Here is a 26,194-nt window from a genome sequence, read left to right as displayed (position 1 = left end):
CATGGTCTTAATGACCAATAAATAAGGCCAAATGTAAATATTATGTGAATTAGTTAAAGGTTTTTACAGTTACTGATTGCAGTTGAAGGCAGACCTTCTTAACGTCGCAATTGCATAGCGCTTTCTTTGAGATTTACACGGACCGATGTTTAACATCACCGACAAAGAAGGTGAAAAGCTAGTCAACCTCGATTTTTTCTAGAAAAAAACCTCTCTGGGTGTCAGGTTTATTCGATGTCGATTTCGAGCATTTATAAGCACAGAAAGAAAGCGCTTTCTTGCGAAACAACCTTTAAGATCTCTTCACGGAGTCAGAATGAAAAAGTCAAAACTGTCGATAGCAGCGCTCGCTGTTGCAGGTGTGCTATCAAGCATACCTGCTGCGAATGCCGCCATTATCGACGAAGTCGAATTTCACGGTTACTTTCGCGCTGGTTTTTTTGCCAGTAAAGAAAATGATTTTAAAAAAGCAGATATCGGTGGTCAAAAGGAACAGCTCGGTCGTTTAGGCTTGGAATCCGACAATGACGGTAACTTTGGTTTCACCACCATTACCAATATCAATGAAGACCAACAACTCCGTATTCATATTGGTGTCGGCGACACCGAATTCGATGATCTAATTGGCTATTTAGAAATGGATGGCGTGCTTCCATCTGGTACTTTATGGGCAGGCAAGAGAAAGCTGGCAGAAGAAAACTACATCTTCATGACAGATTTTTTCTATACGGATCTAGAAGGTATCGGTGTCGGTATTCAAGATTTTGAAGTCGGTGACTCATTTTTGGATCTTGCATATATATCTAGTGAACGAAACATAAGCTTGGATTACGGAGATTATGACGACTTCGTTAATACAGCATTTGAAAATGGCGAGTTAGATGAGAATTTTAACAAAAGATTCTTTACTGAGTCCCAACGCGAGCAAGTAGTTGCAAACCAAAATAACTCCATGCATACCCTTCATGCTGCATACACTTTGGGCGCTTTAACACTACACGGTAACCTAAAATATTTGCCAGATAACTATGCGCTTGATGGCAAAGAGTGGGCAGACACTGGGTATGATGTAACTGCTATCTATCACATGCTAGATTTCTTTGGCCTCAAAGGTAACGCTTTTTCTTACGCCATTCTTCAAGCTGGTAGAGGCCTTGGTTCAGGAAATCTTCTAGGCAGCACGGTCACTGACTATTCATCTCTACGTCCAGGGTCACTCATTCAAGGTTATAAAGTAGGTGAACAAGGCCCGTGGTTTGGCGACCCTTATTCCCGTATAACTTTCAGAGAAGATGATGCGACTTCTGCTCGACTTCTGCTCTGGGGTGGATACACCATGGATAATGGCATCGGATTTTTCCCTTCTGTACAAATTCAATATAACGATGAAGGGACAAATGATGACTACTATACAAATGGCAATAGCCTAGACGGTGTTCATTCTGGCTATAACTATTGGGTTTCAGCCATGATGCGTAATATTTTCCCTGTTAAAGGTAACTTTATCGTACAAACTGAAGTGGGATATTACGAGAATGTTCAAAATGGCGGTCACTGGCACCAGTCTAAATTTACTGTCGCTCCTACATTTGTCTTATCTGACGGGTTATCTACAGCAGAAATTCGATTTACTGCCACTTATCTCCCTAGTTCTTGGACAACAGGCGCACAAAACGATCCTACCGTTCCAACAACGGATGACATTGTCTTCGGCATTCAGGCTGATGCCTACTGGTAATAGATGGGGTGATGCCAATTGCTCCTATGTTACGAGTAATCGGCAGCTATCTTAAGTTTGTATGTGTTGCGTGTTTTTTGAGCACCAAAAGTTCGACCTGTAAGGATACGAAAATGACTAATTTCCCCTATCGTCGCGCACTGATTGCGACTGCAGTAGTTGCTGCAGTGGCTGGGTGTTCGTCGAAAGTCTATCAGCCCATTTCTCAAGGGCCTGATACCAGTGGACCAATGATCAAAGCGCCAAAAACATGGACGCTGGTATGGAACGACGAATTCAGTGGTGCTGCCATTGATAAGAGCAAATGGAGTCACGAAGAAAACTGCTACGGCGGCGGTAACGCAGAACGCCAATGCTATACCGATCGTGACGTTAACTCGTTTGTTGAAGACGGTAAATTGCACATTGTTGCACGTGATTTCCAATTCACGGGTCCATCAGACCCTGAAGGAAAGAGCCGCCGCAAAGCGACACTCCCCTACACCTCTGCTCGCCTAAGAACCATGAACAAAGGCGATTGGCAATATGGTCGTTTTGAAGTGCGAGCTAAGCTTCCGTTTGGCCAAGGTACTTGGCCTGCGATTTGGATGCTTCCAACGGACTATGTTTATGGTGGCTGGGCTGCATCGGGCGAGATTGATATCGTTGAAGCCGTTAACCTGAAAACGCCGACGGACGAGCTAGGCGCGGAGCCGGGCAAAGAAGAAGCGCGTATTCACGGTACTTTGCACTACGGTCGCGAGTGGCCTGACAACGTGAGCACTGCTGCAGAATATCACCTCCCTGATCACGTCAACCCTGCTGATGGCTTCCATACCTATGCCATAGAGTGGGAGAAGAACGAAATGCGTTGGTATATCGATGATATCCACTACGCAACGCAGCGTTCTGATGGTTGGTTCAGTCAATACAAAGAAGGTGGCAAGATTGTCACTGGAGAAGAAGACGCGCCGTTTAACCAGCGTTTCCACATGATCTTAAACCTTGCTATTGGCGGTTCATGGGCGGCGAATGCCAACGAAGGCGGCATTGATGATTCCATCTTCCCGCAAACCATGGAAGTTGACTACGTTCGTGTCTACGAATGTGCAAAAGATCCGGTTAATGGCAAAGGTTGTGCGACAGTGTCGGAAGACGCCAAGTTTGTTGCAGGTACACCTGCACCTGAAATCATCATTCCAGGTCCAGACTATGCAACAGGCCCTGAGTTCTTGCTGTACGGCGACAGCCTAGACAAGCACCTGCGCTCGAAAGAATACGATCCGCAGTTCAAGGTGTATGTTGAAACCAAGCAAGCTGAAGGCCGTGGCGACATTCTGGCGATTAAGAAGACTGGCGACATCGGTAACTTCTACTTCGAATCACCAGAAGTCAACATGGGCGAGTGGATGAGCGGTGGTGACATTGTCTTTGACCTTCTGGTTGAAGAGAAAGATCCAGCAGCTAACCTGATGTTGAAAGTCGACAGCGGCTGGCCAGCAGCGAGTGACGTTGATGTGGAAATCCCACCTCTTGGACAATGGCGTGAAGTGCGTATTAACTTCGCTGACTTGATCAATAACGGTAACCGTTTTGCACCTGGCGCGAAAGCCAATGTAGAAGGTCTGAAAAACATCTTCGTTATTGAACCAACAGGGCCAATGGTGCTTTACATCGATAACATTCGATACGAAAAGTAACCCATCCTTTGGTATGAAAAAAGCGGCTGAATCAGCCGCTTTTTTATTGGGTCACACATAAGGTTCAGTTGCTTTCGCCGCTATTCAAGATTGGGTTCTATTTAAACTGATATTCTCTTGCTAAGTTTGACGCCGCTTCTTCTGCAAGCGGATTGAGCTCACCCGATTCTAATGCGTCAAACAAACTGTCTTTCATGTCTCGCGACCAAAAACGACGAATATGAGATGCCACTTCATCAATGGTCTCTTCTTCACTTCGTCCATGGGCAAGATTATCGGCAATTTGGTTTGCCATCGCATACAGCTGTTCGTTTCTATGTGCTTCGCCGTCCATACTCAGGCTCTTCCTTCTTTCTTATTGAGTGACACTCAGTCCGTATCTTCTTGATACGCCGCCGAGACGTGTGCTTGCTGCTCTTCATCAAACGCGCGGAAGCGTTCTTGCCACTGTGCTTGATCTGCAGCCACTCGCACTTGTACTGCGGTCACTTTGTACTCTGGACAATTGGTCGCCCAATCAGAGTTATTCGTGGTGATCACATTGGTACCCGAAACAGGATGGTGGAAAGTGGTATAAACCACACCCGGTTGCATCCGATTACTGATTAACGCAGGTAATGTTACCTCCCCTGCACGGCTGCGAATGCGAACTGGCGTGCCATCCACAATGCCGCGATCTTCCGCGTCTAATGGATGAAGCTCGAGCACATCTTCTTCATGCCATCGCGAGTTTTCCGTTCTTCGGGTTTGCGCGCCAACATTGTATTGACTCAGGATCCGACCCGTGGTCAGCAACAATGGGAACCGCTTGTTCACTTTCTCTTGTGATGCGACATACTCCGTCACCACAAAACTGCCTTTACCTTTCACAAACGCGTCAATGTGCATGGTTGGCGTACCCTGCGGCGCGTCATCGTTACATGGCCATTGAATAGAACCCAGTTCATCCAATTTTTCATAACTCACACCATGAAATGTCGGCGTCAACTTGGCAATTTCATCCATGATTTCTGACGGATGTTGATACGTCATTTCACAACCCAGCGCATTCGCCAGCGCGACGGTTGCTTCCCAATCCGCCTTTCCTGACAGAGGTGCCATGACTTTTCTTACCGGAGAAATTCGTCGTTCAGCGTTCGTGAAAGTGCCGTCTTTTTCGAGGAAGGTCGCTCCTGGCAAGAACACATGCGCAAATTTCGCGGTTTCATTTAAGAAGATGTCTTGCACGATCAAACATTCAAGCGAAGAGAGTGCAGCTTCGACGTGCTGTGTATTTGGGTCAGATTGCGCGATGTCTTCGCCCTGCACATACAAGGCTTTGAATCGACCTGCGATCGCAGCATCGAACATATTAGGAATACGAAGCCCTGGTTCGTCATCAATCTTCACCCCCCACTCGCCTTCAAACAGCGCGCGAACGTCTGGGTCTGAAACATGGCGGTAGCCCGGCAATTCATGAGGGAACGAGCCCATGTCGCAACTACCTTGTACGTTGTTCTGGCCACGAAGCGGATTCACACCCACACCTTCACGGCCAATGTTGCCCGTAACCATCGCAAGGTTAGCAATGGCCATCACGGCGGAGCTGCCTTGGCTGTGTTCTGTCACACCGAGACCATAGTAAATGGCACCGTTGTTCGCACCGCCATAAAGCCGAGCCGCTTCGCGGATAAGCATGGCTGGCACCCCCGTTTCACTTTCCATTGCTTCTGGCGAATGGTGTTCGTCAGCAATAAATGTGCGCCATTTTTCGAATTCCGCCGTGTCGCAACGCTCGTCAATGAATGCTTTTGCATCCAACCCTTCCGACACAATCACGTGTGCCAATGCATTCAGCACTGCAACGTTGGTGCCCGGACGAAGTTGTAGGTGGAACTTGGCGCGCACATGCGGTGCATTCACCAAATCAATTTCGCGAGGGTCAATCACTATCAACTTCGCGCCATTGCGTAGGCGACGTTTAAGCTGCGAGGCGAAAACAGGGTGTCCATCAGTGGGGTTCGCACCAATCACGACCACCACGTCCGCTTTTTGCACCGAATCAAACGTCTGTGTCCCTGCGGATTCACCTAACGTGGTTTTCAAGCCGTAGCCCGTTGGTGAATGGCAAACACGCGCACAGGTATCGACATTGTTCGTCCCGAACCCTGCACGAACCAATTTCTGCACTAAGTAGGTTTCTTCGTTGGTGCAACGTGAAGAGGTGATCCCGCCCAGCGCGTTCGCGCCGTATTTGTCACGTAACGTATTAATGCGGTTGGCGGCAAAGTCGATGGCCTCTTCCCAGCTCACTTTGCGCCAAGGTTGATCGATGGAATCACGGATCATTGGGTCAAGCATACGATCACTGTGTGTTGCATAACCAAATGCAAAGCGCCCTTTCACACAAGAATGGCCTTGGTTTGCTTTGCCGTCTTTGTTCGGCACCATACGCACAAGCTGGTCGCCTTTCATTTCCGCTCTGAACGAACAACCTACGCCGCAATACGCGCACGTTGTGACACGAAAATGACTCGGCGTGCCCTGCTCAATCACGCTATTTTCCGTCAATGCTGCCGTAGGGCATGCTTGAACACACGCGCCACACGACACACATTCAGAATCCATGAAGTTATTGCTACCCGCCACAATGCGAGAATCAAACCCACGGCCTTCAACGGTTAACGCAAACTGACCTTGGATGTCAGAGCACGAGCGCACGCAACGCGAGCACACAATGCATTTACTGCTATCAAAGGTGAAATACGGGTTTGACGTGTCTTTTTCCATCTTGAGATGGTTTTCACCTTCGAAGCCATATCGCACATCACGCAGGCCGACAGCACCGGCGACGTCTTGTAATTCACAATCGCCATTCACGGCACAGGTCAAACAATCAAGGGGGTGATCAGAGATGTACAACTCCATCACGTTACGGCGTAACTTTGACAGTGCCGCATTTTGTGTGGTGACTTTCATGCCTTCCGACACAGGTGTGGTGCAAGACGCGGGTTTTCCGCGCATACCCTCAATATCCACCACGCACATGCGGCACGATCCAAACGCATCCAAGCTGTCAGTCGCGCATAATTTGGGGATTTGAATATTCAACATGGATGCCGCACGCATCACCGATGTCCCCTCTGGGACGGTGATAGGCCAGCCATCGATGTTTAACGTAATTTGCTTAAGATCTTCGCCGGTGACATTGGGTGTACCAAAATCTTTTCGGTCTTGATCAATGGGAATGTAAAACTCAACCATTGTAATACTCCTTGGCGAAAACTAATCGCCGTTGCCCGCAGCGTTGGTGTGGTGAATGGCCGCGAGGCCAAAGTCTTCAGGGAAATGCAAGAGGGCGCTTTTCACAGGATACGGTGTCATCCCACCCATGGCGCACATTGAACCCAGTTCCATTGTGTCGCAGAGATCTTGCAGCAATTCATGTCGCTCTAGCTTTTCATCACCAGAGGCTTCAACCAATTGGTCAATCACTTCCACACCACGCACGGCGCCAATGCGGCAAGGCGTGCATTTCCCACACGATTCCAACACGCAGAATTCCATGGCGAACCGCGCCATGTGGCTCATGTCGATTTGATCATCAAACGCCACAATGCCACCATGACCGAGCATCGCCCCTTTAGAAGACAACGCCTCATAATCCATGTCGACATCCCACTGCGAAGCCGGCAAATACGCCCCGAGTGGCCCACCCAATTGCGCAGCCTTTAGCGGACGACCTGTTTTGCTGCCGCCGCCAAAGTCATACATCAGTTCATTGAGCGATACACCAAACGCCAACTCTACCAAGCCGCCACGTTTAATGTTGCCCGCCAATTGCAAAGGCATGGTGCCTCGCGAACGGCCTTGGCCGAAGTTTTCATAGTAGCTTGCGCCCTTCGCCAAAATGGTTGGGACAGACGCTAACGAAATCACGTTGTTGATTACCGTTGGGCGACCAAACAAGCCTTCAATGGCAGGCAAAGGCGGTTTGTTACGCACTATGCCTCGTTTTCCTTCAAGGCTTTCCATCAAGGAGGTTTCTTCGCCGCAAATGTACGCACCTGCGCCCATACGAAGTTCAAGATCGAAATGATGGCCAGAACCGCAAATGTCCTCACCGAGATAGCCCGCTTCATAGGCTTTTTCTATCGCCTTGATAAAAATCTCGCAAGCTTTCGGGTATTCAGAGCGTGTGTAGACATAGCCTTGCGTTGCACCAACAGAAATGGCGCAAATGATCATGCCTTCAATCAAAGTGAGCGGATCGCCTTCCATCAGCATGCGGTCAGCAAACGTACCTGAATCCCCTTCATCGGCATTGCAGATCACGTACTTTTGGCCTTCTTGTTGGTCGGCGACCGTTTGCCATTTGATGCCCGTCGGGAAAGCCGCACCGCCACGCCCTCTCAATCCGGATTGTTTCACCGCATCCAGAATTTCTTGTGCATTCATGGCCAAGGCATTCTTCAGCCCTTCAAACCCACCATGACGTTTGTAGTCATTCACATCCAAAGGATCGACAATGCCCACGCGTGAAAAGGTGAGCCGTTGTTGTTTCTTCAACCAAGGAAGCGCTTCGGTTGGACCAAGATAGAGAGCGTGTTCTTGGCCTCCCTTTCCTGAACCTTCGACATCAAAAAAACGCAATGCCATAAGGGCATCTACGTCGTCTTCCGACACAGGCCCAAAAGCGACACGGCCTTGCGGCGTATCCACTTCCACCATGGGTTCCAGCCAGAACATGCCTCGGGATCCCGTTCGAATCACGGACACTGCTTCGCCGCTGTTCACGGCGAGGTGTTCCATTCTGGCTGCCACTTTGTCAGCACCAAGGGAAACCGCTGACGTATCAAGGGGCACATAGATTTTATATGTCATGGTGCTTTCACCTCGATCACTTGTGTTAGACACCCTTCCACCAACGCATCAAAACGCGCTGCATTCATATCGCCATGTATCTCATCTTCGACGCGGATCGATGGAGAATTCATGCAATTTCCCAAGCAATAAACCGGTTCAAGCGTGAAGTTGTTGTCGCGCGTCGTTTGATGAAAATCGATGCCGAGTCGCGAACGAACATAGGCTTCAAGCGCGAGAGAACCCATGGATTGACAGGACTCTGCTCGACACACCTGAATGACGGTTGCACCAGGCGGCGAATTTCGGAACTCATGATAAAAGCTCATGGTGCCATGAACATCGGCCTCAGATTGGTTTAACGTTCTGGCAATCTGAGGGATGGCGGCAGGCGGAACAAAGCGCAATACCTTTTGGATATGATGCAGCACAGGCAACAATGCGCCCGGCGATGTGCTGAGTAAATTCAATGCTTCATTCACGACCTGACATTGAGATTCGGTTAGCGGAGGGGTCGCCAACGACGCACCACATGATGATGTGGGAGGTGTCGTCTTTTCCATTTGCATTCCTTGCGAGTAGACCAATAGTCTAATTGTAGTGCGATTTACTTCCTCGCCTGTTGGCGAATTGAGACGTTTCATGGTCGAGTTGCGACGTGCAAGAGGATGCAAACAACACCTAATCACTTGCTAATCCAAACGAAAAAGATGCGCTGTTCACAATCTTATCAATTGTTGTTCGTTTGCAATTGACTATTAACTCAAACACGCCAACACTAACATTTGTTTAACAACCGAACATGTGTTTATACAGAGCTGTAGAGGTAACGATGACATCACGTGAAGATGAGATATTGCAGCTGATCAAAGGGGACCCATTCATCCAGCAGCAAGCCATTGCGGATTTACTCAACATTAGCCGATCAGCCGTCGCTGTTCATATCATGAACATGACGAAGAAAGGGATAATCCAAGGGAAAGGGTATTTCATCGCCAACCAACAATATGTCGTGGTGATTGGCGGCATGAACATGGACATCCTTGGCCAACCTGATAATGCATTCATCGAACGTGATTCAAACCCAGGGAAAGTGAAAGGCTCTGCTGGCGGCGTAGGCAGAAACATCGCAGAAAACCTCGCACGGCTAGGGACAGACGTCAGACTTATATCCGTCGTTGGCGATGATGCCTATGGTGATTTGATCCTGAATCAAACCAAAATGGCGGGAGTGGATATCAACGCCGTCAACCAGATCAGCAACCAAACCACGTCCACCTATTTGTCTTTACTCGACAATCAGGGCGACATGGTGGCTGCAGTGTCTGACATGTCAATCTTGAAACACTTGAACGTGGGTTTGCTGTCGCAATACGTCGAGCTCATTCGAAACGCCTCGGCAGTCATTGTGGATACCAACCTTTCAGATACCACGCTCGCGTATATCTTTAGCAAATTCTCTGACAAGAACATTTATCTCGACGCCGTCTCATCAGCCAAAGCAAGCAAAGCAAAGCCTTACTTGTCTCGAGTCCACACGCTGAAACCTAACTTGATCGAGGCACAAGCCATATCAGGCCTGCCGCTTGAATCGGAGTTAGACATTGACAACATCGCGGATTGGTTCATTCAACACGGCGTACAAAGGCTATTTCTCACCATGGGAGCAGACGGTGTTTTGTACCGTACGCAGAACAATGAACAATTAGTCCGACCGCTACCCGTTAAGGTCGTTAACGCCAACGGCGCAGGTGATGCATTCCTAGCGGGTATTGTTCATGGCCAACTCGCAGGGCTATCAGACATTGAAGCCTGTCATTTTGCATCGGGCTGCGCGGCCATCGCATTGGAACATACCAACACCATCAACCCCAACATCAATGAATTGTTGGTTCAACAACGCATAGAGGACGTGCCATGTTAAACCCGTATCTCGATATCCATCCTGATATCGAACGCGCGATTGCAGAGGGAAAACCTGTCGTGGCGTTAGAATCCACCATCATTTCTCACGGCATGCCCTACCCACAAAATGTTGAAACCGCGCTACGCGTAGAGCAAAAAGTACGAGATAGCGGCGCGATACCCGCGACCATCGCCATCTTGAAAGGCCGCCTAAAAGTCGGGCTCTCTGAAGAAGAAATCACCTATCTCGGCCAACAGGGTCTAAAGGCAATGAAAACCAGCCGACGTGATATCCCATTCATCGTTGCCACAAAAGGCGATGGCGCTACGACGGTTGCTTCAACGATGATACTGGCGGATATGGCGGGAATTCGTGTGTTTGCAACAGGCGGCATAGGCGGTGTGCATCGCGGTGCGGAAAACAGTTTAGATATTTCAGCGGATTTGGAAGAACTTGCTCAAACCAAAGTGGCTGTAGTCTGTGCAGGTATCAAATCCATTCTAGATCTTGGTTTAACCTTGGAATACCTCGAAACCAAGGGTGTGCCCGTGGTGGGATACCAAACCGACACGTTACCTGCATTTTACAGTAGAGAGAGTGCATTTAACGTTGATTACCGCCTCGATGCGCCGCAGCAAATCGCCGATGCACTAAAAGCGAAATGGGCGATGTCTTTAGAAGGCGGCGCCATCATTGCCAATCCAATTCCAAAGGAACATGCCATGGCAAATGAAGACATTGACCATGTCATTCAAAGTGCCATTGAGGAAATGGATGCCCAAGGCATAAAAGGCAAAGCCTCTACCCCTTTTTTACTCGCCAAAGTGGCAGAAAAAACACAGGGCGAAAGTTTAAAGGCCAATATCGCCTTAGTTTTAAACAACGCGGCGCTCGCGTCGAAGATTGCCGTTGCTTATTGCAACTAACCCCCTCTATCCATGTGCGGCATGCGTTTAACTTTCAGTGCCGCACCTTTTTTACACTCATCTCTTCCGCGTTGATTCACCCGCATTTTATAGCACGTCAAAAAACAAAGAAAACATCGATTTTTTTCTTTACAGCACTAAGCATTGTTAACGCCGTGTAACAAAAAAGCACCCAGAGTAGACTGTTTCATTTTTGATACGATCGCGTTCTAAACGCTATTGAGATACCTTTTTCACGTCTATTTCCTTTTAAACGCCAACGCAACATTTACTTTTTTTTAACATTGGTATATGCAGAGAAGAGATGCCGTTTTTCTGTCGAATGCGATTCTCTACGTGTTGTAATCATTTCAACCTTGATATCAATAAAATAATTGAGCAGTGCAAAGAGATAGAAGGGATTAACGATGGGATCAGTATCATCACTCCGCCAACCAGTGAGAATAGGATTTTTCCTCTGCCAACGCTTCACCATGATTGCAATGGCGTCAGCAATCGAAGTGTTACGAATGGCCAACCAACTTTCAGGGGAAACCCTTTACCGTTGGTATACGTTCAGCGAAGACGGAGAGCCTGTATCAGCCAGCGATTCACTCGCCATTAATGTCGACGACAAGATCCCAAACAGTATGGACCTTGATGTCGTGATCGTATGCGGCGGGATTGATGTCCACGAAAACTGCTCCCCCAAGTTGCTCAGTTGGATTGCACAACAAGACAGAAAGCATCTTAAAATTGGTGCCATCTGTACGGGCAGCTACGTCCTTGCAAAAGCAGGCGTTATGCATGACAAAGCCTGCTCTGTGCATTGGGAAAACCTAGCAGGACTGCAAGAGGCCTTCCCCACCGTTCGCATCAGCAACAAGCTTTTCACGATCAGTGATACGCGCATGACCAGCGCGGGTGGCACAGCGCCAATGGACATGATGCTTACCATGGTCACTCGCGAGCATGGTAACAAGCTGAGCGCTGCCATCTCTGAAATGTTTGTGTGCGAGCGCGTGCGAAACACGGAAGATGTGCAGAAAGTCCCGCTGCGGAATTTGATTGGCACAGCACAACCCAAGTTACTTGAAACGGTTTCCCTAATGGAAGCTAACCTCGAGGAGCCTTTCTGCATTGATGAACTTGCAGGACTTGTCGAGTTGTCTCGTCGGCAGCTTGAGCGCCTCTTCCAACGCCATCTTCAATGCTCACCTTCTCGCTATTATTTGCATTTGAGGCTAAGCCGCGCAAGGCAATTGCTCACGCAGACCAACCTGTCCGTCATCGAAATTTCGATTGCGTGTGGGTTTGTATCTACGCCACACTTTAGCAAGTGCTACCGTGATTACTTTGGTATTCCGCCAAGAGAAGAGCGTTTGGGGTTGAGCCAAAAAACCGCGCAACAACAAACCAAGAATAAGCTCTTTGTTGCGGACGAAGAAAACAAAGAGCAGATCGCGATTTAATCAGGCAACCCTTTCTTTGCTTGAATAAATGGCTCAGTAAATACGTAAACGCCCTCGAAACCCAACGAGGGCGTTTTTCGTTCGTTTCTGTTTCTTTCGCAGTTTATTGGTCGGCGCTGTCCAATGTTCACCGCCAATGTTGCCATGTGATGTTCTGTTTTCTCTCATACACCACCGAACGCCGAGACTTGTTACCTGTTACTGGTCACCCGTCACCCACAAGGACTGTACACTTTTTAACCGCTGCGTTTTCTTCAAACCTCTCGCCTCTTTATTGCCAATAAAGTTGGATGTAAATTCACCCAGCTTTGATGTAAGTAGGCGTCAAATGTGCGAGCAATATCGAGCATTTTCGGCCTCTAAATACGGCGAATCATGTTTTAGGCAATTGTGCTAAAGCCGCCTGACAAAAGCACTCAACGACTTTATTCAAGATGACATTTGTATTAATCCAATGTTACCCAAAGGGTTATCCACCGTTTCTGTGGGTAACTTCTTAAAGTCATCGTAATGTATTGAATTTATAGGTGGAAAACACGTGTAAGCGTTGCCAAGAAGCGTCTTAAATGTGAAAGTTACTGACATCAAATGATCACCAAGCCGCAACATGGTGTGCCTATTTATGGAGACACAAATGCGAGGGAAATATGCAAACATTATTCATCACTGGCGGCAACAGGGGTATTGGCTTGGAACTCGTTAAGCAAAGCCTGAAAAACAAAGATGCCATACTTGCCACCTATCGCGGTGATACGCCCCCTGAACTTCCACTTACCCAAGACGAGAAAAACAGACTCACATGGTTACGACTTGATGTTACCAACGCGACTGATCTCGCCCATCTGCCAGACGTGTTAGCGAATCAGCACATAGACATCCTCATTAATAATGCGGGTGTCATCGGTCCTGATAGACAGTCTTACAACGATATGGACACACGAGGCTGGTTACACACATTCGAAGTGAATACCATTGCCCCACTGATGGTGATGAACGCCCTCTTAAAGAATCTATCCCTAAGTTCATCACCACGCGTTGTGACGGTTTCCAGCCAAATGGGGGCGCTGCATAGAGAATCTACAGGCATGATTGCTTACAGAAGCTCTAAGGCTGCCATCAACAAAGTCATGCAGGTATTATCGCTAGAACTGAAGGCACAAAAGATCGTTGTTTGCCCTGTTCATCCTGGTTGGGTACAAACGGACATGGGAGGCAGTGAGGCGGACATTACGGCAGAACAAAGCGCATCGGGTATTCTCTTACTGGCTCACCGCTTAACCATGCAAGACAGCGGTAAGTTCTTTACGTGGGAAGGCAAAGAGCATGTCTGGTGAGTCACTTCTCGCCGTTTTAAAATAACAAGGCGCATCGTTTAAGGCATTAAAACGTAAAAGAATGGAGGCATGAATGAAAGTTAACAGTGATGTTGAATTTGTTACGCTCAATCGCAACGAACCATTTTATCAAGATGCGCTGGATTTGAGGTTCACTTTGTTCTTCGAGCCCGTCAATCTTCCAAGGAACGTGATTTTTGATGACATTGAAGCGCGCAGTAATCACCTCGCGCTCACGCGAGAAGGCACGCTGGTGGCCTATTTACGGGTGACTGAAACATCGGAAAACCACTATCAATTGTCGCAAATGGTAGTGACACCAAAAGACCAAGGAAAAGGGTTTGGACATCAACTTGTCACCGAAGCCATTCAATACTTACGATCACGGTCAGCCACGGATGTCACACTGAGTGCAAGGCTGAATGCTATTCGTCTTTATACTTCTGTTGGATTTGTTGTTTCCGGTAACGTCTATTTATCGAAAAGAACGGGTGTTGAACATATAAACATGCATCTAAAACTCCAACAACATCAAAATAAAAACGCAACAAAGGGCCATTAATTAAAATGGCCCTACTATTATTTAACCCAAAACTAAATGTAATCTATCGTTCAAGATAAACAGAAGAATTACACAAGTTCAGCGTTCTTCTCTTCAACGGATTTTTCAAGTTCAGGCGCAACGCGTGGTTGTCCATTAATTGCAATGCTTCTTGGTTTCATTGCTTCTGGAATACGTTTTAGAAGTTTAATGGTCAATAGGCCATTTTCTAAATCAGCACCTGTAATTTCGATATAATCAGCGAGGTTGAACTTTCGCTCAAACGTACGGTTCGCGATACCTTGATAGAGGTAATGCTTACCCTCGGCTTTTGCCCTCTCACCACGAATGGTCAGCACGCCACGTTCAACATTGATGTCTAACTCATCTTGCGTAAACCCAGCTACAGCAAGGGTTATGGCATATTTATTCTCTTCTAGAGACTCAATATTGTACGGAGGATAACCGCCTGAAGCACTTTCTGCTCGAAAAGCGTTATCCAATAAAGATGCAAAGCGGTCAAAGCCAACGCTATTGCGGTACAGTGGGGTCAAATCGATAGTTTTCATCATAATATCCTCCAAATGAAGCGATATGGTTAATAGAGTTTTCATATAAAGGCCGCACGAATATCGCCACAACCTTACATCACTCTATTTGGCGTCTACCTAATCTATTTTCAAGTATCTCATGGAAAATATTTTTTAATTTACTTATAAGTTAACGAAAAGTAAGGCGTTATTTTTCTCCTTTGAAGAGATAAAAAATCAACACCAAAAGAAGAAAGAAAAAAGGTAATCTTAAAGATATGGAGATAGAATCAAACGTTTTCAAGCGTAGATATAAATATTTTAAAAATTTAATTTAGCAACAAGATGAATTAACACTTTGTTAACTTTTATTTCGCAACAAAGCGCCGCTTATTGCGCCTTTTGAAGACGATGAACACATGCATTCAAACATAACTTTTGGACTGCTTGCTTAGATTCGACATCAAGACAACTAAACTCTGCAGCACACAATTGCCCATTGAGAAACAGCCGTTCCAAGCTATCAACTGATATCTCTATCTGCACCGTTCGCTTTTTCGGCGTTATCTCTGCTGGAGGATGAGTAACGATATTTCCATGAACCATGATGACGCTCCAATCTCTGCCTTGCCACTAAGATTAGATGAGAATAACTCTCATTACAATAATTCAACATCAAACTGACGGTAAAATTACAGTGTAAATTGTGAGCGTTCATCTCAGGTGTTAAGGTGTTTTGGAGAAGACTCAGCACAACGGATATAGAATGTTACACATATCTCCCAGGCGTGCTTCCAGTCATCTTACGGAAAAAACTGATAAAGGCGCTGTCGCTGGAGAAATGCAGCCCACTTGCAACGTCTGATACACTGTAACCCTGTGACAGACGCTCAACAGACGTCTGCAATCGCCATTGCTGCCGCCATGATTGATAGGGCATGCCCGTTTCCCGAGTAAAAATCCGGCTGATGGTTTTGGCGCTTGCGCCAATATCCTGTGCCATTTCATTTAATGGCGCAGGCAAATACTCTCCATCCAACACGCCCTGTAACCACCGCACGATGCGTCGATCCGTGGGCAATATCAACGAGAACTGTTCTTCCTTTGCGGATTTAAGCTCCTCACAGAACAATGAAAACGCAGGTTTTTGCGCCTGCATTGGCATCTCCCAATCCCAATACGCCATGCGCTCTATCAACTCTCTCATCAACCCATTAACCGAAATGATCTTTATCTCCGATGGCAACATGGGTGCGACGTCACGGTGGAAATAGAGAGAACGATAGGCTTCTACGTTTAACATTTCGGTACAATGATCAATGCCCGCAGGGATCCACGCCGCACGAGTTGGTGGCAATACACACCAAACACCATTCAGCATAATGCTCATGCAACCAGATGATGCGAACAGCAGTTGCGGTTTAGCATGATGATGCATACGCACATCTTGCCTGCCCACATTAGCCGCAACACCAATCACCAAGTTATTCAAATGATCAGCATTGAATGAAGTCGTTTCAGAAATATCAGCCATAGTGCCTTTTAGCCATAGCTCCTTTTAACCATAGCCACTTTGAGTAGTAGCTCCGTTGAGCGGTAGTTACATTAAGCAGTAGTTACATTAAGCAACCGTTTCGCAGAGTAACAATCCCGTAGACAAAATAGTGCCTTAGGGGCATACGCTGAAATCACAGCGAAGCGAAATAGCGTTTACAACGATACGTCGAATAGAAATCTATACGGCACTATCACGTCTATCGGATTACTTTATGGGTATAGGGTGCTTCTGGAATGCTTAGGGTCTGCTGAGGTTGAGGTTGAGGTTGAGGTTGAGGTTGAAAGAGTGTCAAAGGGATAGAGAAGGCACAACAGCAGCACTGAGACAGAACTGCTGTTTAAAGAAATGAAATAGCCATAGAGCCAGATTAGGCCTTGATCGGCGTACAAAAACTCACATCAGCAATGTGATGTTCTTGGTCGTAAGTGTGGTACCACTCAAAGCAAGGGCGATTATCAGGCTCAAGACCAGAGTTAATCATGTCTGTCATGATGTCATCCCACGCCCCAGAATACTGCGAAAAATCGGTGATGGTTTTGCGCATCACACCGTAATTCCCCCCCGGAAAGTCTTGCAGTTCGATGTCCCCTTGCACAGTCGTGTCTTCTGGCACCATCAAACAAATGTCGGTCCGGCATTTCTCAGCAGGCGTAATTTCGGGGTTATCGTGGTAAATAAAGAGGCAAGTGGCCTCAGCAAGCCCTTTCGGCCCTGCCCATTGATAGAGCTTACCTGCCGCTGGCTCATAACCTTCACCATAAGGGCCTGTGACACGTACATACGCCAATTTAGCACGCTCAAAATATTGCGTTTCCATAAATTCACTCCTCGTTGATGTCGTTGAGTCAATATACAATTCTGTGTCTCGTTCCGCGTTTCCAATCTTGCGCAACGTGTGTCCAATCTTGCTGCTTCGAGAAAGTTGACCAAACATTTGCCAGTCTTCACAGTCTCTGAACGCTGAAGGTGTAACACCAAAGTGCTGCTTAAAAGCTTTAGCAAGGCTCTGTGACGATGAGAACCCATAATCAAGCGCAACGTTCAACACCGGAGGCTTGGCCTTGAACAACTCCTCAGCCGCCGCTTCTAGCCGTAGACGACGGATAAAGTCGGCCAGGGTTTCTTGCTGCACCGCTTTGAACATTCGATGAAAATGGTAGGGAGATAGGTTGGCAAGCGCAGCCACTTCAATCAGATTGAGCGGTTCGTTGAAATTTGCCTCCAAAAACCGAATCACAGGCAATAGGCGCTTCTTGTAGTCCACTTTCATGGCTGAATGATGCTCCAAGGATGCGTAACGTAGCTCGAGACTATCGAACTCATTCCAATAAGTCTTCTCTATGGTAAGTGAAATGGTACATGGACCGAGATAAGGCCAAGCCTTGATGCATGCTTAAAAATCACCCAAAAATCCATAATAACTTCTATGTTTGTCTCACGAATCACCCATCTTGGATTGGCGAGTGAGAGCAAGCTCACCGAACGCTAAACTGCCCCTACCCTACGAATGTCAATGCGTTAAAGTGCATGCAATCTATTGAATACAGTTAGTCAGAATGAAATTCGAACAACAATTAGACCACGCACACCAAGTACTGCTCGAAAAGGGCTTTCTTCCTTCTTCTATCAGCCCAATCATCTACCGTTTAGCGCGTCGCGTTGGCATTAAGGTTCCGCCACCGCAATTTTGCGCGTTTGCCGTTAACGTGCTGTTCGGGATTGTATGGTTTGGCACCATTTGGGGTGTGATCATGTGGTTTATGCAATGGCGCAGTTTAGGTGTCTCTGTGTTTTACGCATTCAACGCATCACTGTTTACGGGCGTTGTCTTCGGCCTATTGATGGCGAGCTGGTACAAGTTTTCTGCGAAGCGCAAAGGTGTGCCGAGTTGGAAAGAGGTAATGCGTTAACGAGATACGAGGTTATCTAAAGCGAGAAGCGAGAAGCGAGAAGCGAGAAGCGAGAAGCGAGAAGCGAGAAAATAATCTGCGATTTGTGCTCGGTTTGCCAATGACCTTATTTGGGGGAATGGGTCGTTGGCAAGCCAGCCTTTCTAAGAAAAAACATCAAACGAAGGCCTACTGACAAACATCAATAAACCGCCGCCATTAACTTACTCCGGTTTCAACACCTACTTTTCAACAACTGCGCGCCACAAACTACTCTTCAATGCCACGCAAACGTGCACTTCGACGGCGTAAAAACTCTAACGTTGTTAACAATGCAATCGATAAAACCACAAGCAAGGTTGCTGCAGCCAAGATCGTTGGGCTGATTTCTTCACGGATCCCCGACCACATCTGAATCGGCAACGTTGTTTGCTCAGGCCCTGCAATAAACAGCACCACCACCACTTCATCGAACGACGTAATAAACGCGAACAGCGCACCAGAAATCACGCCGGGCGTTACCAGCGGCAGGACGACTTTAAAGAAGGTATAAACCGGATTCGCCCCCAAACTCGCCGCAGCGCGGGTAAGTGAGTGGTCAAAGCCGCTCAAGGTAGCTGTCACCGTGATAACAACAAACGGGATACCTAACGCCGTGTGAGCGAGCACAACGCCAATGTACGTATGTGTCATTTGGAATCGGGAGAAGAAGAAGAACATTGCTGCCGCTGAGATGATCAACGGCACAATCATTGGCGAGATGAGAATCGCCATGATGGCATCTTTGTATGGCATGTAACGGCTTGATAAACCAAGCGCGGCGGTGGTTCCGAGCACTGTCGCAAGGATCGTCGATGCTATCGCCACAATCAGGCTGTTCTTAATGGCGGTCTGCCAAGATTCGGAGCTAAAAAAATCGTCATACCAACGCAGAGAAAAGCCTTCGGGACTAAAGCTCAACATTTCAGGTGTGAACGTAAAATAGGGTTCAGCGTTAAAACTTAGCGGGATAATGACCAACAAAGGGCCAATAAGGAACAAGAATATACCGGCACAAATGATACGAAACGCAACATACCAAACCTTTTCACTCGTGGTGGCGCACTCTGGAATAGCCATGTTATCTCCTACCCTAATTTCACGTTATCGACGCCAATAAGGCGGTTATAAAGCCAATACAATCCGATAACGATGATCAGAAGAATCGACGCAATGGCAGCAGCCAAGCCCCAGTTCAGCGAGGTTTGCATGTGGTACGCAATAAAGTTAGTGATAAAGGTACCGGTTTGTCCGCCCACTAATGCGGGGGTGATGTAGTAACCAATCGCAAGAATAAACACCAAAATCGAGCCAGCACCAATACCGGGCAATGTTTGAGGGAAGTAAACACGCCTAAACGCGGTAAACGGTGTCGCCCCCATAGAACGCGCAGCACGCACATAACTTGGAGATATGGTTTTCATGACGGAATAGAGTGGCAATATCATGAACGGCAGCAATATGTGTGTCATCGCAATCAAGGTGCCAGTCTGGTTATAGATCATTTGTATCCGGTCTTCGTCCGACAGAATGCCAGCCCCCACCATAAGGTCATTCAACACGCCTTGCTGTTGAAGAATCGCAATCCATGTTGCAGTACGCACAAGCAATGACGTCCAGAACGGTAACAACACCAAAATCATCAGTAAATTCGCCTGACGAAGTGGCAGGTTTGCCAACAAATAGGCTATCGGGTATCCCAACAACAAACACAAGGAAGTGATCGCGATACTCATGTAAATCGTTCGGAAGAAGAGAGAATTATAGATTTGGAGATGTTCGGGCTGCGCCACGATGTCGCCATTGTCAGCGTATTTGTGGTCAACCGCGTTAAGATAATAAGAGAACGTATAAGGGCTAGACTCACGCTGAATAAGTTTCCACACACCAACATCGGCCCAGCGTTTATCTGCCTTCAACAACTGTTCTTTGTACGCCCCTTCTTTAAAGCGTTTGGATTTACGTGCTGATTTCATGATCAGCGAGCGCATACCCGATTTTTCATAGTTTAGTCGTGACGCGACTTTACCAATGGTTCGCGCTTCTGCACCTGCTTTTAGATCCACTGCCAACGCAGCAAACACACTTTCATCAGGCAGTTCGTCGTCATTCCATTCTTGCAGCGCAACAGTTGTGGTGGGAAGGTAAGTGAGTACTTCGGGGTTTTCGACACTGCGTTTTAGCATATCGACAATGGGTAAAACGAACGCCACCAGCAGAAATATCAGCAGCGGAGCCACCAATAAAAACGCTTTGATTTTGTTGCGTCGAATTGATCTTTCTTGACTGACGCGAAGTGAAACGCCATCTGCTGTCGTCAATTCTTGTGTTTTACTTCCCTGCACGTACTCTCTCCAACCGCTTGCTCACAAAAAGTCGGCGGATAACCGTACGTCATCCGCCGACTTATTGTTACGTTACTGTACTAACCACGCGTTAAAGCGTTGTGCCAGTTCATCACCATTGTCAGCCCAGAACTCATCATCTTTCGGAATCGCTGTGCTGAAGTTAGGACCAAAGGTTGGCATGTGCGGTTTCATGTCGATACCCGTGTCCGCATGCGTTGTCACCATCGCCGCGGAAGAGTTTCTTGCTGGGCCATACGAAATGTATTTCGCTTGATCAGCCAAACGCTGAGAGTCTGTCGCAAAGCGAAGGTAATCTTTCACTTTGTCTAGCTTACCTTTTGGCACGACCCAACCATCCAGCTCAAACACTTGGCCGTCCCAAATGATGTCAAATGGTTGCTTTTCATTCACCGCCGCGTTAAAGATTCGGCCGTTGTACGCAGAAGCAAATGCCACTTCTTTGTCAGCAAGAAGTTGTGGTGGCTGCGCGCCCTCTTCCCACCAAATCACAGAATCTTTAATGGTGTCGAGTTTCTTGAAGGCACGTTGAACACCTTCTTCGGTGCTTAGCACATCGTAGACTTCGCCTGCAGGAACGCCGTCTGCAATCAATGCCCACTCAAGGTTGTTGATAGGTTTTTTCTGAAGCGAGCGCTTACCTGGGAATTTCTTCAGGTCAAACACGTCATTGATAGAGTTTGGCTGTTTGCCCTTAAACATTTCAGTGTTGAAGGCAACAATGTTCGAGTAAACGATCGAAGGAACAAAACACTCACTCAAAGAGCCTGCAAGGAAGTCTTTTGTCGCTGGCATGCCATCTGGCGAAGCGGCAAGCAATACATCGTGATCAAGAGGCTCAGCCAAGCCTTCATCACACGCGACAATGGCATCAGAAGGCAGAATGTCTACCAAATCCCAGCTAACATTGCCCGCTTCAACTTGCGCGCGCAGGCCTGAAAGGCCGTTCTGAGATTTATCGATATTGATGACTTTCTGACCCGTTTTAGCCGTCCAAGGTTCATGATATGCCTTGGTTTGGCTGGCAGTATACGCACCACCCCAAGACACAACATTTAACGACTCTTCTGCAAAAGACGCGGATGCAACACCCGTTAGTCCTGTCAGGATTGCAACTTGCAACGCGAGTTTTTTCATTATTTTCTTCCTCAAGTCTATCGCTTGTTAACATCTAGACAGGTGCAGGAATCCACTTTTGCATGGCATCAATAGTCCTCTTTCATGCCATGCAAAAAACTGCGTTCCTAAGTGCCCGTCTTTCAGTCCTCGTTTTCCATGTGTTGTACGTTTTTACGTCACGTTCAAACTGGGCATACACGCCAATTTAAACAGAGTGAGGTGATGCTATGAGGCATCCAATGCACGACAATCTTCTTCAGCCCAACCGACACGGATCATTTCTCCGCGGCGCAAGTTTGGGTGACCGTCAGCATTGGGGGTTTTGATAATAAATTCGTTGTTTTCGCAAACATTCACGCGAGTGCGCAAATGATCGCCGAGGTAAATCACTTCCTCGACTTTCGCATCAAACACATTCGCCATTGCGCCATCTTCGGGGTTAATGACGATACGTTCAGGGCGAAGTGACAAGGTTGACTGCGACCCCATGCTGTCTACCGCCACGGGTTTCGCCGTAATGATGTCGCCATTCGGTACTTTTACGCGGCACTGCGAATCGCTTAACTCGATGACATCGCCTTTCAAACGATTATTCTCACCAATAAATTGCGCCACGAACGCATTCACGGGTCGCTCGTATAATTCTTCTGGTGTCGCTAGTTGCTGGACGACACCGTCATTAAATACAGCAATGCGATCAGACATGGTCAGTGCTTCGGATTGATCATGCGTTACGTAAATCATGGTGACACCCAGATCTTGCTGAATGTGTTTGATTTCGTACTGCATCTCTTCACGCAAGTTTTTATCCAGCGCACCGAGTGGTTCGTCCATCAATACCAATTCTGGTTCAAACACCAAAGCGCGAGCCACGGCAACGCGTTGTTGCTGACCACCCGAAAGGTGGGCCGGACGGCGATGCCCAAACTCAGAAAGACGCACCATATCTAAGGCACGTTTCACTTTTTTTTCAGTGTCAGATTTAGAAAGGTTGCGAACTTGCAAAGGAAAGGCGAGGTTTTCTTCCACCGTCATATGGGGAAACAACGCGTAGTTTTGGAATACCAATCCAATGCCACGTTTGTGAGGAGGCAACGTCTTAATCGGTTGGTTGTTCAGGTAGATCTCACCATGGGTAGGTTGTTCGAAACCCGCCATCATCATGAGAACAGTCGATTTTCCCGAACCAGATGGGCCAAGAAGCGTGATGAATTCACCCTGTTGAATATCAAGATCGAACCCTTTGACGACCAAACTTCTCCCGTCATAGCTCTTTTGAACATTGTCGAAACGCACAAAAGGAGACCCACTGTCGCTTTTCTGTTCCTGAATGATTTCGCGGATGTTTCCTTGTCCGTTCCCAGCATCTTGCATGGTGAATGCCATCCTTTACACTTTTAACCAACCTAGAGCGTATAACATGGCATTAACATTGATCAAAGAGCATGCCCCCCCAATGAGAGGCTGATCAATTCATCCTGCTCCCAGTTATGAAACACTCATTTTTAACTTTGAATTAGCAAAATCTAACAAACGTCACGATTACCGTTAAATTCACACGCTTCATTCATACACTTTGTTATCGTCTTTCACTGAAGGCATTACGCTGAAAACTAGACTCAAACGACCTGAAGATGCTTGAGCTCAGAGGCGCTCACAACCCCCGTAAAACGCCCTGAATTCTGCACCTTCATGTTGCGTTGGCATAAGGTTTAACACACCAAAAAATAAAAAGACGAACATCGTCTACTGCCGGAGATTTTCACATGCAAAAACGCTATCTTCCGCTTGCGCTGCTAGCTCTCTCTCCTTTCGCATCTGCAGATGAATGTGGCAACGTCACCATCGCGGACATGAACTGGAATTCAGCCACACTCATTGCAAACGTAGATAAATTTATTCTTGAGAATGGCTACGGCTGCGACGCCGAACTTGTGCCGGGAGATACTATGCCAACGGGCATCTCCATGACGGAAAAAGGCGAACCAGATATTGCCCCTGAATTCTGGAGCAACTCACACAAGGAAATGCTTGAAAAAGGCGTCAGCGAGAAAAAACTCCGCTTTGCCGGTAAAGCATTTGCTGAAGGCGGCGAAGAAGGGTTTTGGATACCAAAATACATGGTCGAGAAACATCCCGAACTTGCCACGATTGAGGGTGTGAAGGCGAATGCCAAGCTCTTCCCTCATCCAGAAGATGACAGTAAATCAGGCTTCATGACCTGTCCGTCAGGTTGGACGTGCCAAATCACCGCAGGCCATCTATTTAATGCACTCAACCTTGAAGACGCCGGTTTTGAAATGGTTGACCCAGGCTCAGGCGCTGCGCTGGCAGGTTCAATCGCCCGTGCGTATGACCGCGAGAAACCCTGGTTTGGTTACTACTGGTCTCCAACGCCCGTGCTTGGTCGCTACGACATGGTAAAAGTCGACTTCGGTGTAGAAGCCGATCCCGTTCACTATGAGGCGTGCATTACGCAAGAAGGCTGTGAATCGCCAAAAGTGACGGCTTACCCACCGTCTGCCGTAAACACCATCACAACGGAATCTTTTGCAACGGACTCCCCTGAGGCTTACACATACATCGCCAATCGTGCGTACCCGAATGCTGACATGAGCGCGATGATGGCATGGATGGAAGAAAACCAAGCGGATGGCGAAATCGCGGCGCTAGAATTCCTTGAATCCTACCCGCAGCTATGGAGCCAATGGGTGCCTGCTGACGTTGCAGCTAAAGTGAAAGACGCATTGTAGGCACATCATCTCGACAAATATTCCCCGTCATTTATCGACACTGTTTTCGATATGTATTGCGGCGACATTTTAAAAACCAAAGGAGGCGAAACGCCTCCTTTTTCGTGTCTTTCACACCCTCAATGAAAAAGATCACCCGCGTTCTGACTTTTCCCTCTCACACCACACCGCCTTCAACTGTCTGATTTACTTTTCATTTCTCACACCTCAAATGTTTATCCCTTGGCGCGCAATTTTCGCGTTTCATTCGTCCCAAGATGGACACAACCCAATGTGACAGGTTGCTTATACTTTTTCGTATCGCACTGGAGAGGCAGCAAAAATGGACATTCAGCCACCACGTTTCACTGACGTACACCAACATAATTCCTTGTCAACACACGCTAACTCGAGCGGGGAGCATTACGCATGAACAAATGGATCTTAGGAATGCTGGTGATCATCTTGCTCGCCTTTGGCACCGTTATTGGCTTTAACCTTTTCGTGAACAATAAGATTAAAAATACCCTCGCCAATCTGCCAGAGCCTGTTTACCCGGTGACGATTGAAACGCTCACCCCAACAGTGTGGCCGCAAAATATCAGTGCGATCGGGTTTATCGAACCTAATCAAGGGGTCAATATCTCTAATGAGGTCGCGGGCATCGTCACCGGCATTAACTTTGAAAACGGCCAATCTGTGGAAAAAGCCACCGTGTTGGTCAATCTTGATGCTTCCGTGCAAGCCGCCGATCTGAAAGCACAGCAAGTGCAATTGCCGTCGGTGCGCGATGACTACAACCGCCTCGTCAAACTCTATAAAGAGCGCTCGGTATCAGAGCAAAGCGTCGAGGCAGCGCAATCAAAATATGAGGCGCTGCTTGCCAGTATTGAAAGCCTGCAAGCCACCATTGCCCTCCGAGAAATCAAGGCTCCCTTTAATGGTTTACTCGGTATTCGCAACGTTAATCTCGGTCAATATGCCTCTGTAGGTTCTGACATTGTCCGTCTCGATGATTTGTCCGTCATGCGTGTGCGATTCAGTGTGCCGCAATCGGAACTCGGGAAAATCAGCATCGGTCAGCCCATTTCACTCACTGTTGAAGCGTATCCCGACCGGGCATATGAAGGAAAAATCAACGCCATCGAACCTGTGGTAAACGCCCAAACAGGTTTAGTCGCCATTCAAGCCGAACTGCCCAATGAGGACAGGTCATTGCGTGGCGGTATGTTTGCCGACGTCGCCGTTGCACTGACAGATTTGGACAAACAGTTTGTGGTTCCACAAACCGCCATCGTCTTCGCCTTGTACGGTAACTCAGTGTATGTCACCGAGAAGAAAGACGACGAAACACGGGTAAAACAGGTCACGGTTGACGTGGTTGCGCGAAACGGTAACAACGCCTTGATATCGGGAGCGCTGAAATTCAATGAGGACGTTGTCACCACAGGCATTTTGAATTTGGGCAACAACACCAAAGTGAAGATTGTGCCAAACCCCATTTCTGTTCCTGATTCCATGCCACAGTTGTAAGGAGTCAGACG

Annotated in this window: 21 protein-coding genes; 10 read left to right on the top strand and 11 right to left on the bottom strand. The window is 47.5% G+C overall.

The window, feature by feature from the left end; translation table 11 throughout:
- Positions 1-316: 316 nt before the first annotated feature.
- Both BM082_RS03950 and BM082_RS03945 read left to right on the top strand, forming a co-directional pair.
- Positions 317-1,738, top strand: a complete 1,422-nt coding sequence (locus tag BM082_RS03950) for a carbohydrate porin (RefSeq protein ID WP_017015279.1) — start codon at positions 317-319, stop codon at positions 1,736-1,738.
- 113 nt (positions 1,739-1,851) lie between these two features.
- Positions 1,852-3,417: a glycoside hydrolase family 16 protein gene (locus tag BM082_RS03945; protein WP_017015278.1), complete on the top strand. Its 1,566-nt coding sequence runs from the start codon at positions 1,852-1,854 to the stop codon at positions 3,415-3,417.
- A 97-nt stretch (positions 3,418-3,514) separates the two neighbouring features.
- On the opposite strand, the gene BM082_RS03940 is transcribed toward BM082_RS03945, so the two are convergent.
- The 4 genes from BM082_RS03940 to BM082_RS03925 are packed head-to-tail and all read right to left on the bottom strand — an operon-like array spanning position 3,515 to position 8,822.
- Positions 3,515-3,751: a formate dehydrogenase subunit delta gene (locus tag BM082_RS03940; protein ID WP_017010068.1), complete on the bottom strand. Its 237-nt coding sequence runs from the start codon at positions 3,749-3,751 to the stop codon at positions 3,515-3,517.
- Between the two features lie 35 nt (positions 3,752-3,786).
- Positions 3,787-6,660 (bottom strand): formate dehydrogenase subunit alpha, encoded by a 2,874-nt coding sequence (gene fdhF / locus BM082_RS03935; protein ID WP_017017057.1) that lies wholly within the window; start codon positions 6,658-6,660, stop codon positions 3,787-3,789.
- Between the two features lie 21 nt (positions 6,661-6,681).
- Entirely contained in the window at positions 6,682-8,280 is a 1,599-nt protein-coding gene (locus BM082_RS03930) for a formate dehydrogenase beta subunit (RefSeq protein WP_017015276.1), read from the bottom strand.
- Complete coding sequence (locus tag BM082_RS03925; protein ID WP_074925383.1) at positions 8,277-8,822, bottom strand: formate dehydrogenase subunit gamma; 546 nt, start codon at positions 8,820-8,822, stop codon at positions 8,277-8,279. Before BM082_RS03925 ends, BM082_RS03930 begins: the two co-directional genes overlap by 4 nt.
- A 269-nt stretch (positions 8,823-9,091) precedes the next feature.
- Here BM082_RS03925 and BM082_RS03920 point away from each other — a divergent pair, with 269 nt between their 5' ends.
- The 5 genes from BM082_RS03920 (at position 9,092) to BM082_RS03900 (ending at position 14,438) form a co-directional block, all read left to right on the top strand.
- The gene (locus BM082_RS03920) at positions 9,092-10,183 is read left to right on the top strand and encodes a PfkB family carbohydrate kinase (protein WP_017010063.1); all 1,092 of its coding nucleotides are present in this window, start codon (positions 9,092-9,094) and stop codon (positions 10,181-10,183) included.
- Complete coding sequence (locus tag BM082_RS03915) at positions 10,177-11,091, top strand: pseudouridine-5'-phosphate glycosidase (protein ID WP_017010062.1); 915 nt, start codon at positions 10,177-10,179, stop codon at positions 11,089-11,091. The genes BM082_RS03920 and BM082_RS03915 overlap by 7 nt, the downstream gene beginning before the upstream one ends.
- A gap of 407 nt (positions 11,092-11,498) precedes the next feature.
- On the top strand, positions 11,499-12,542 hold the full coding sequence (gene gbdR / locus BM082_RS03910; protein ID WP_229491930.1) for a choline metabolism transcriptional regulator GbdR: 1,044 nt from the start codon (positions 11,499-11,501) through the stop codon (positions 12,540-12,542).
- 647 nt (positions 12,543-13,189) lie between these two features.
- On the top strand, positions 13,190-13,876 hold the full coding sequence (locus BM082_RS03905; RefSeq protein ID WP_074925382.1) for an SDR family oxidoreductase: 687 nt from the start codon (positions 13,190-13,192) through the stop codon (positions 13,874-13,876).
- A 73-nt stretch (positions 13,877-13,949) separates the two neighbouring features.
- Complete coding sequence (locus BM082_RS03900; RefSeq protein WP_074925380.1) at positions 13,950-14,438, top strand: GNAT family N-acetyltransferase; 489 nt, start codon at positions 13,950-13,952, stop codon at positions 14,436-14,438.
- A 68-nt stretch (positions 14,439-14,506) separates the two neighbouring features.
- Here BM082_RS03900 and BM082_RS03895 read toward each other — a convergent pair whose 3' ends face one another.
- The 3 genes from BM082_RS03895 to BM082_RS03880 form a co-directional block, all read right to left on the bottom strand.
- On the bottom strand, positions 14,507-14,986 hold the full coding sequence (locus tag BM082_RS03895; RefSeq protein WP_342028241.1) for an Hsp20 family protein: 480 nt from the start codon (positions 14,984-14,986) through the stop codon (positions 14,507-14,509).
- Between the two features lie 730 nt (positions 14,987-15,716).
- Positions 15,717-16,481 carry an AraC family transcriptional regulator gene (locus BM082_RS03885; RefSeq protein ID WP_017010055.1) on the bottom strand — a complete coding sequence of 255 codons (765 nt, stop codon included), beginning with the start codon at positions 16,479-16,481 and terminating at the stop codon, positions 15,717-15,719.
- 391 nt (positions 16,482-16,872) lie between these two features.
- Positions 16,873-17,775 (bottom strand): AraC family transcriptional regulator, encoded by a 903-nt coding sequence (locus tag BM082_RS03880; protein ID WP_074925376.1) that lies wholly within the window; start codon positions 17,773-17,775, stop codon positions 16,873-16,875.
- 286 nt (positions 17,776-18,061) lie between these two features.
- Between BM082_RS03880 and BM082_RS03875 the strand changes: the two genes are divergently transcribed.
- Positions 18,062-18,415, top strand: coding sequence for a DUF6404 family protein (locus BM082_RS03875; RefSeq protein WP_074925374.1), 354 nt, complete (start codon positions 18,062-18,064; stop codon positions 18,413-18,415).
- Between the two features lie 249 nt (positions 18,416-18,664).
- On the opposite strand, the gene BM082_RS03870 is transcribed toward BM082_RS03875, so the two are convergent.
- The 4 genes from BM082_RS03870 to BM082_RS03855 form a co-directional block, all read right to left on the bottom strand.
- Positions 18,665-19,513, bottom strand: a complete 849-nt coding sequence (locus BM082_RS03870) for an ABC transporter permease (RefSeq protein ID WP_017011539.1) — start codon at positions 19,511-19,513, stop codon at positions 18,665-18,667.
- A gap of 8 nt (positions 19,514-19,521) precedes the next feature.
- Positions 19,522-20,778: an ABC transporter permease gene (locus BM082_RS03865; protein WP_074925371.1), complete on the bottom strand. Its 1,257-nt coding sequence runs from the start codon at positions 20,776-20,778 to the stop codon at positions 19,522-19,524.
- 72 nt (positions 20,779-20,850) lie between these two features.
- Positions 20,851-21,936 (bottom strand): ABC transporter substrate-binding protein, encoded by a 1,086-nt coding sequence (locus BM082_RS03860; RefSeq protein ID WP_017011537.1) that lies wholly within the window; start codon positions 21,934-21,936, stop codon positions 20,851-20,853.
- A gap of 207 nt (positions 21,937-22,143) precedes the next feature.
- The gene (locus BM082_RS03855; protein ID WP_017011536.1) at positions 22,144-23,304 is read right to left on the bottom strand and encodes an ABC transporter ATP-binding protein; all 1,161 of its coding nucleotides are present in this window, start codon (positions 23,302-23,304) and stop codon (positions 22,144-22,146) included.
- Between the two features lie 380 nt (positions 23,305-23,684).
- Between BM082_RS03855 and BM082_RS03850 the strand changes: the two genes are divergently transcribed.
- Both BM082_RS03850 and BM082_RS03845 read left to right on the top strand, forming a co-directional pair.
- Positions 23,685-24,671, top strand: a complete 987-nt coding sequence (locus BM082_RS03850; protein WP_017015269.1) for an ABC transporter substrate-binding protein — start codon at positions 23,685-23,687, stop codon at positions 24,669-24,671.
- Positions 24,672-25,079: 408 nt separating this feature from the next.
- Entirely contained in the window at positions 25,080-26,183 is a 1,104-nt protein-coding gene (locus BM082_RS03845; RefSeq protein ID WP_017015268.1) for an efflux RND transporter periplasmic adaptor subunit, read from the top strand.
- Positions 26,184-26,194 lie beyond the last annotated feature (11 nt).

This window comes from Enterovibrio norvegicus DSM 15893 (assembly GCF_900115495.1).
GTDB classification, from domain to species: domain Bacteria; phylum Pseudomonadota; class Gammaproteobacteria; order Enterobacterales; family Vibrionaceae; genus Enterovibrio; species Enterovibrio norvegicus.
The sequence above is the reverse complement of the archived record's forward strand: the minus strand, read 5'-3'. Positions and strand labels throughout refer to the sequence as shown.

Bases quoted from the DNA above. Each gene is read 5' to 3' on its own strand.
- BM082_RS03945 (WP_017015278.1), top strand. From the start codon at position 1,852: ATGACTAATTTCCCCTATCGTCGCGCACTGATTGCGACTGCAGTAGTT.
- BM082_RS03845 (WP_017015268.1), top strand. From the start codon at position 25,080: ATGAACAAATGGATCTTAGGAATGCTGGTGATCATCTTGCTCGCCTTT.
- BM082_RS03920 (WP_017010063.1), top strand. From the start codon at position 9,092: ATGACATCACGTGAAGATGAGATATTGCAGCTGATCAAAGGGGACCCA.
- BM082_RS03930 (WP_017015276.1), bottom strand. From the start codon at position 8,280: ATGACATATAAAATCTATGTGCCCCTTGATACGTCAGCGGTTTCCCTT.
- BM082_RS03850 (WP_017015269.1), top strand. From the start codon at position 23,685: ATGCAAAAACGCTATCTTCCGCTTGCGCTGCTAGCTCTCTCTCCTTTC.
- BM082_RS03895 (WP_342028241.1), bottom strand. From the start codon at position 14,986: ATGAAAACTATCGATTTGACCCCACTGTACCGCAATAGCGTTGGCTTT.
- BM082_RS03925 (WP_074925383.1), bottom strand. From the start codon at position 8,822: ATGGAAAAGACGACACCTCCCACATCATCATGTGGTGCGTCGTTGGCG.
- BM082_RS03950 (WP_017015279.1), top strand. From the start codon at position 317: ATGAAAAAGTCAAAACTGTCGATAGCAGCGCTCGCTGTTGCAGGTGTG.
- gbdR (WP_229491930.1), top strand. From the start codon at position 11,499: ATGGGATCAGTATCATCACTCCGCCAACCAGTGAGAATAGGATTTTTC.
- BM082_RS03905 (WP_074925382.1), top strand. From the start codon at position 13,190: ATGCAAACATTATTCATCACTGGCGGCAACAGGGGTATTGGCTTGGAA.
- BM082_RS03870 (WP_017011539.1), bottom strand. From the start codon at position 19,513: ATGGCTATTCCAGAGTGCGCCACCACGAGTGAAAAGGTTTGGTATGTT.
- BM082_RS03855 (WP_017011536.1), bottom strand. From the start codon at position 23,304: ATGGCATTCACCATGCAAGATGCTGGGAACGGACAAGGAAACATCCGC.
- BM082_RS03875 (WP_074925374.1), top strand. From the start codon at position 18,062: ATGAAATTCGAACAACAATTAGACCACGCACACCAAGTACTGCTCGAA.
- BM082_RS03940 (WP_017010068.1), bottom strand. From the start codon at position 3,751: ATGGACGGCGAAGCACATAGAAACGAACAGCTGTATGCGATGGCAAAC.
- fdhF (WP_017017057.1), bottom strand. From the start codon at position 6,660: ATGGTTGAGTTTTACATTCCCATTGATCAAGACCGAAAAGATTTTGGT.
- BM082_RS03885 (WP_017010055.1), bottom strand. From the start codon at position 16,481: ATGGCTGATATTTCTGAAACGACTTCATTCAATGCTGATCATTTGAAT.
- BM082_RS03880 (WP_074925376.1), bottom strand. From the start codon at position 17,775: ATGAAAGTGGACTACAAGAAGCGCCTATTGCCTGTGATTCGGTTTTTG.
- BM082_RS03915 (WP_017010062.1), top strand. From the start codon at position 10,177: ATGTTAAACCCGTATCTCGATATCCATCCTGATATCGAACGCGCGATT.
- BM082_RS03900 (WP_074925380.1), top strand. From the start codon at position 13,950: ATGAAAGTTAACAGTGATGTTGAATTTGTTACGCTCAATCGCAACGAA.
- BM082_RS03860 (WP_017011537.1), bottom strand. From the start codon at position 21,936: ATGAAAAAACTCGCGTTGCAAGTTGCAATCCTGACAGGACTAACGGGT.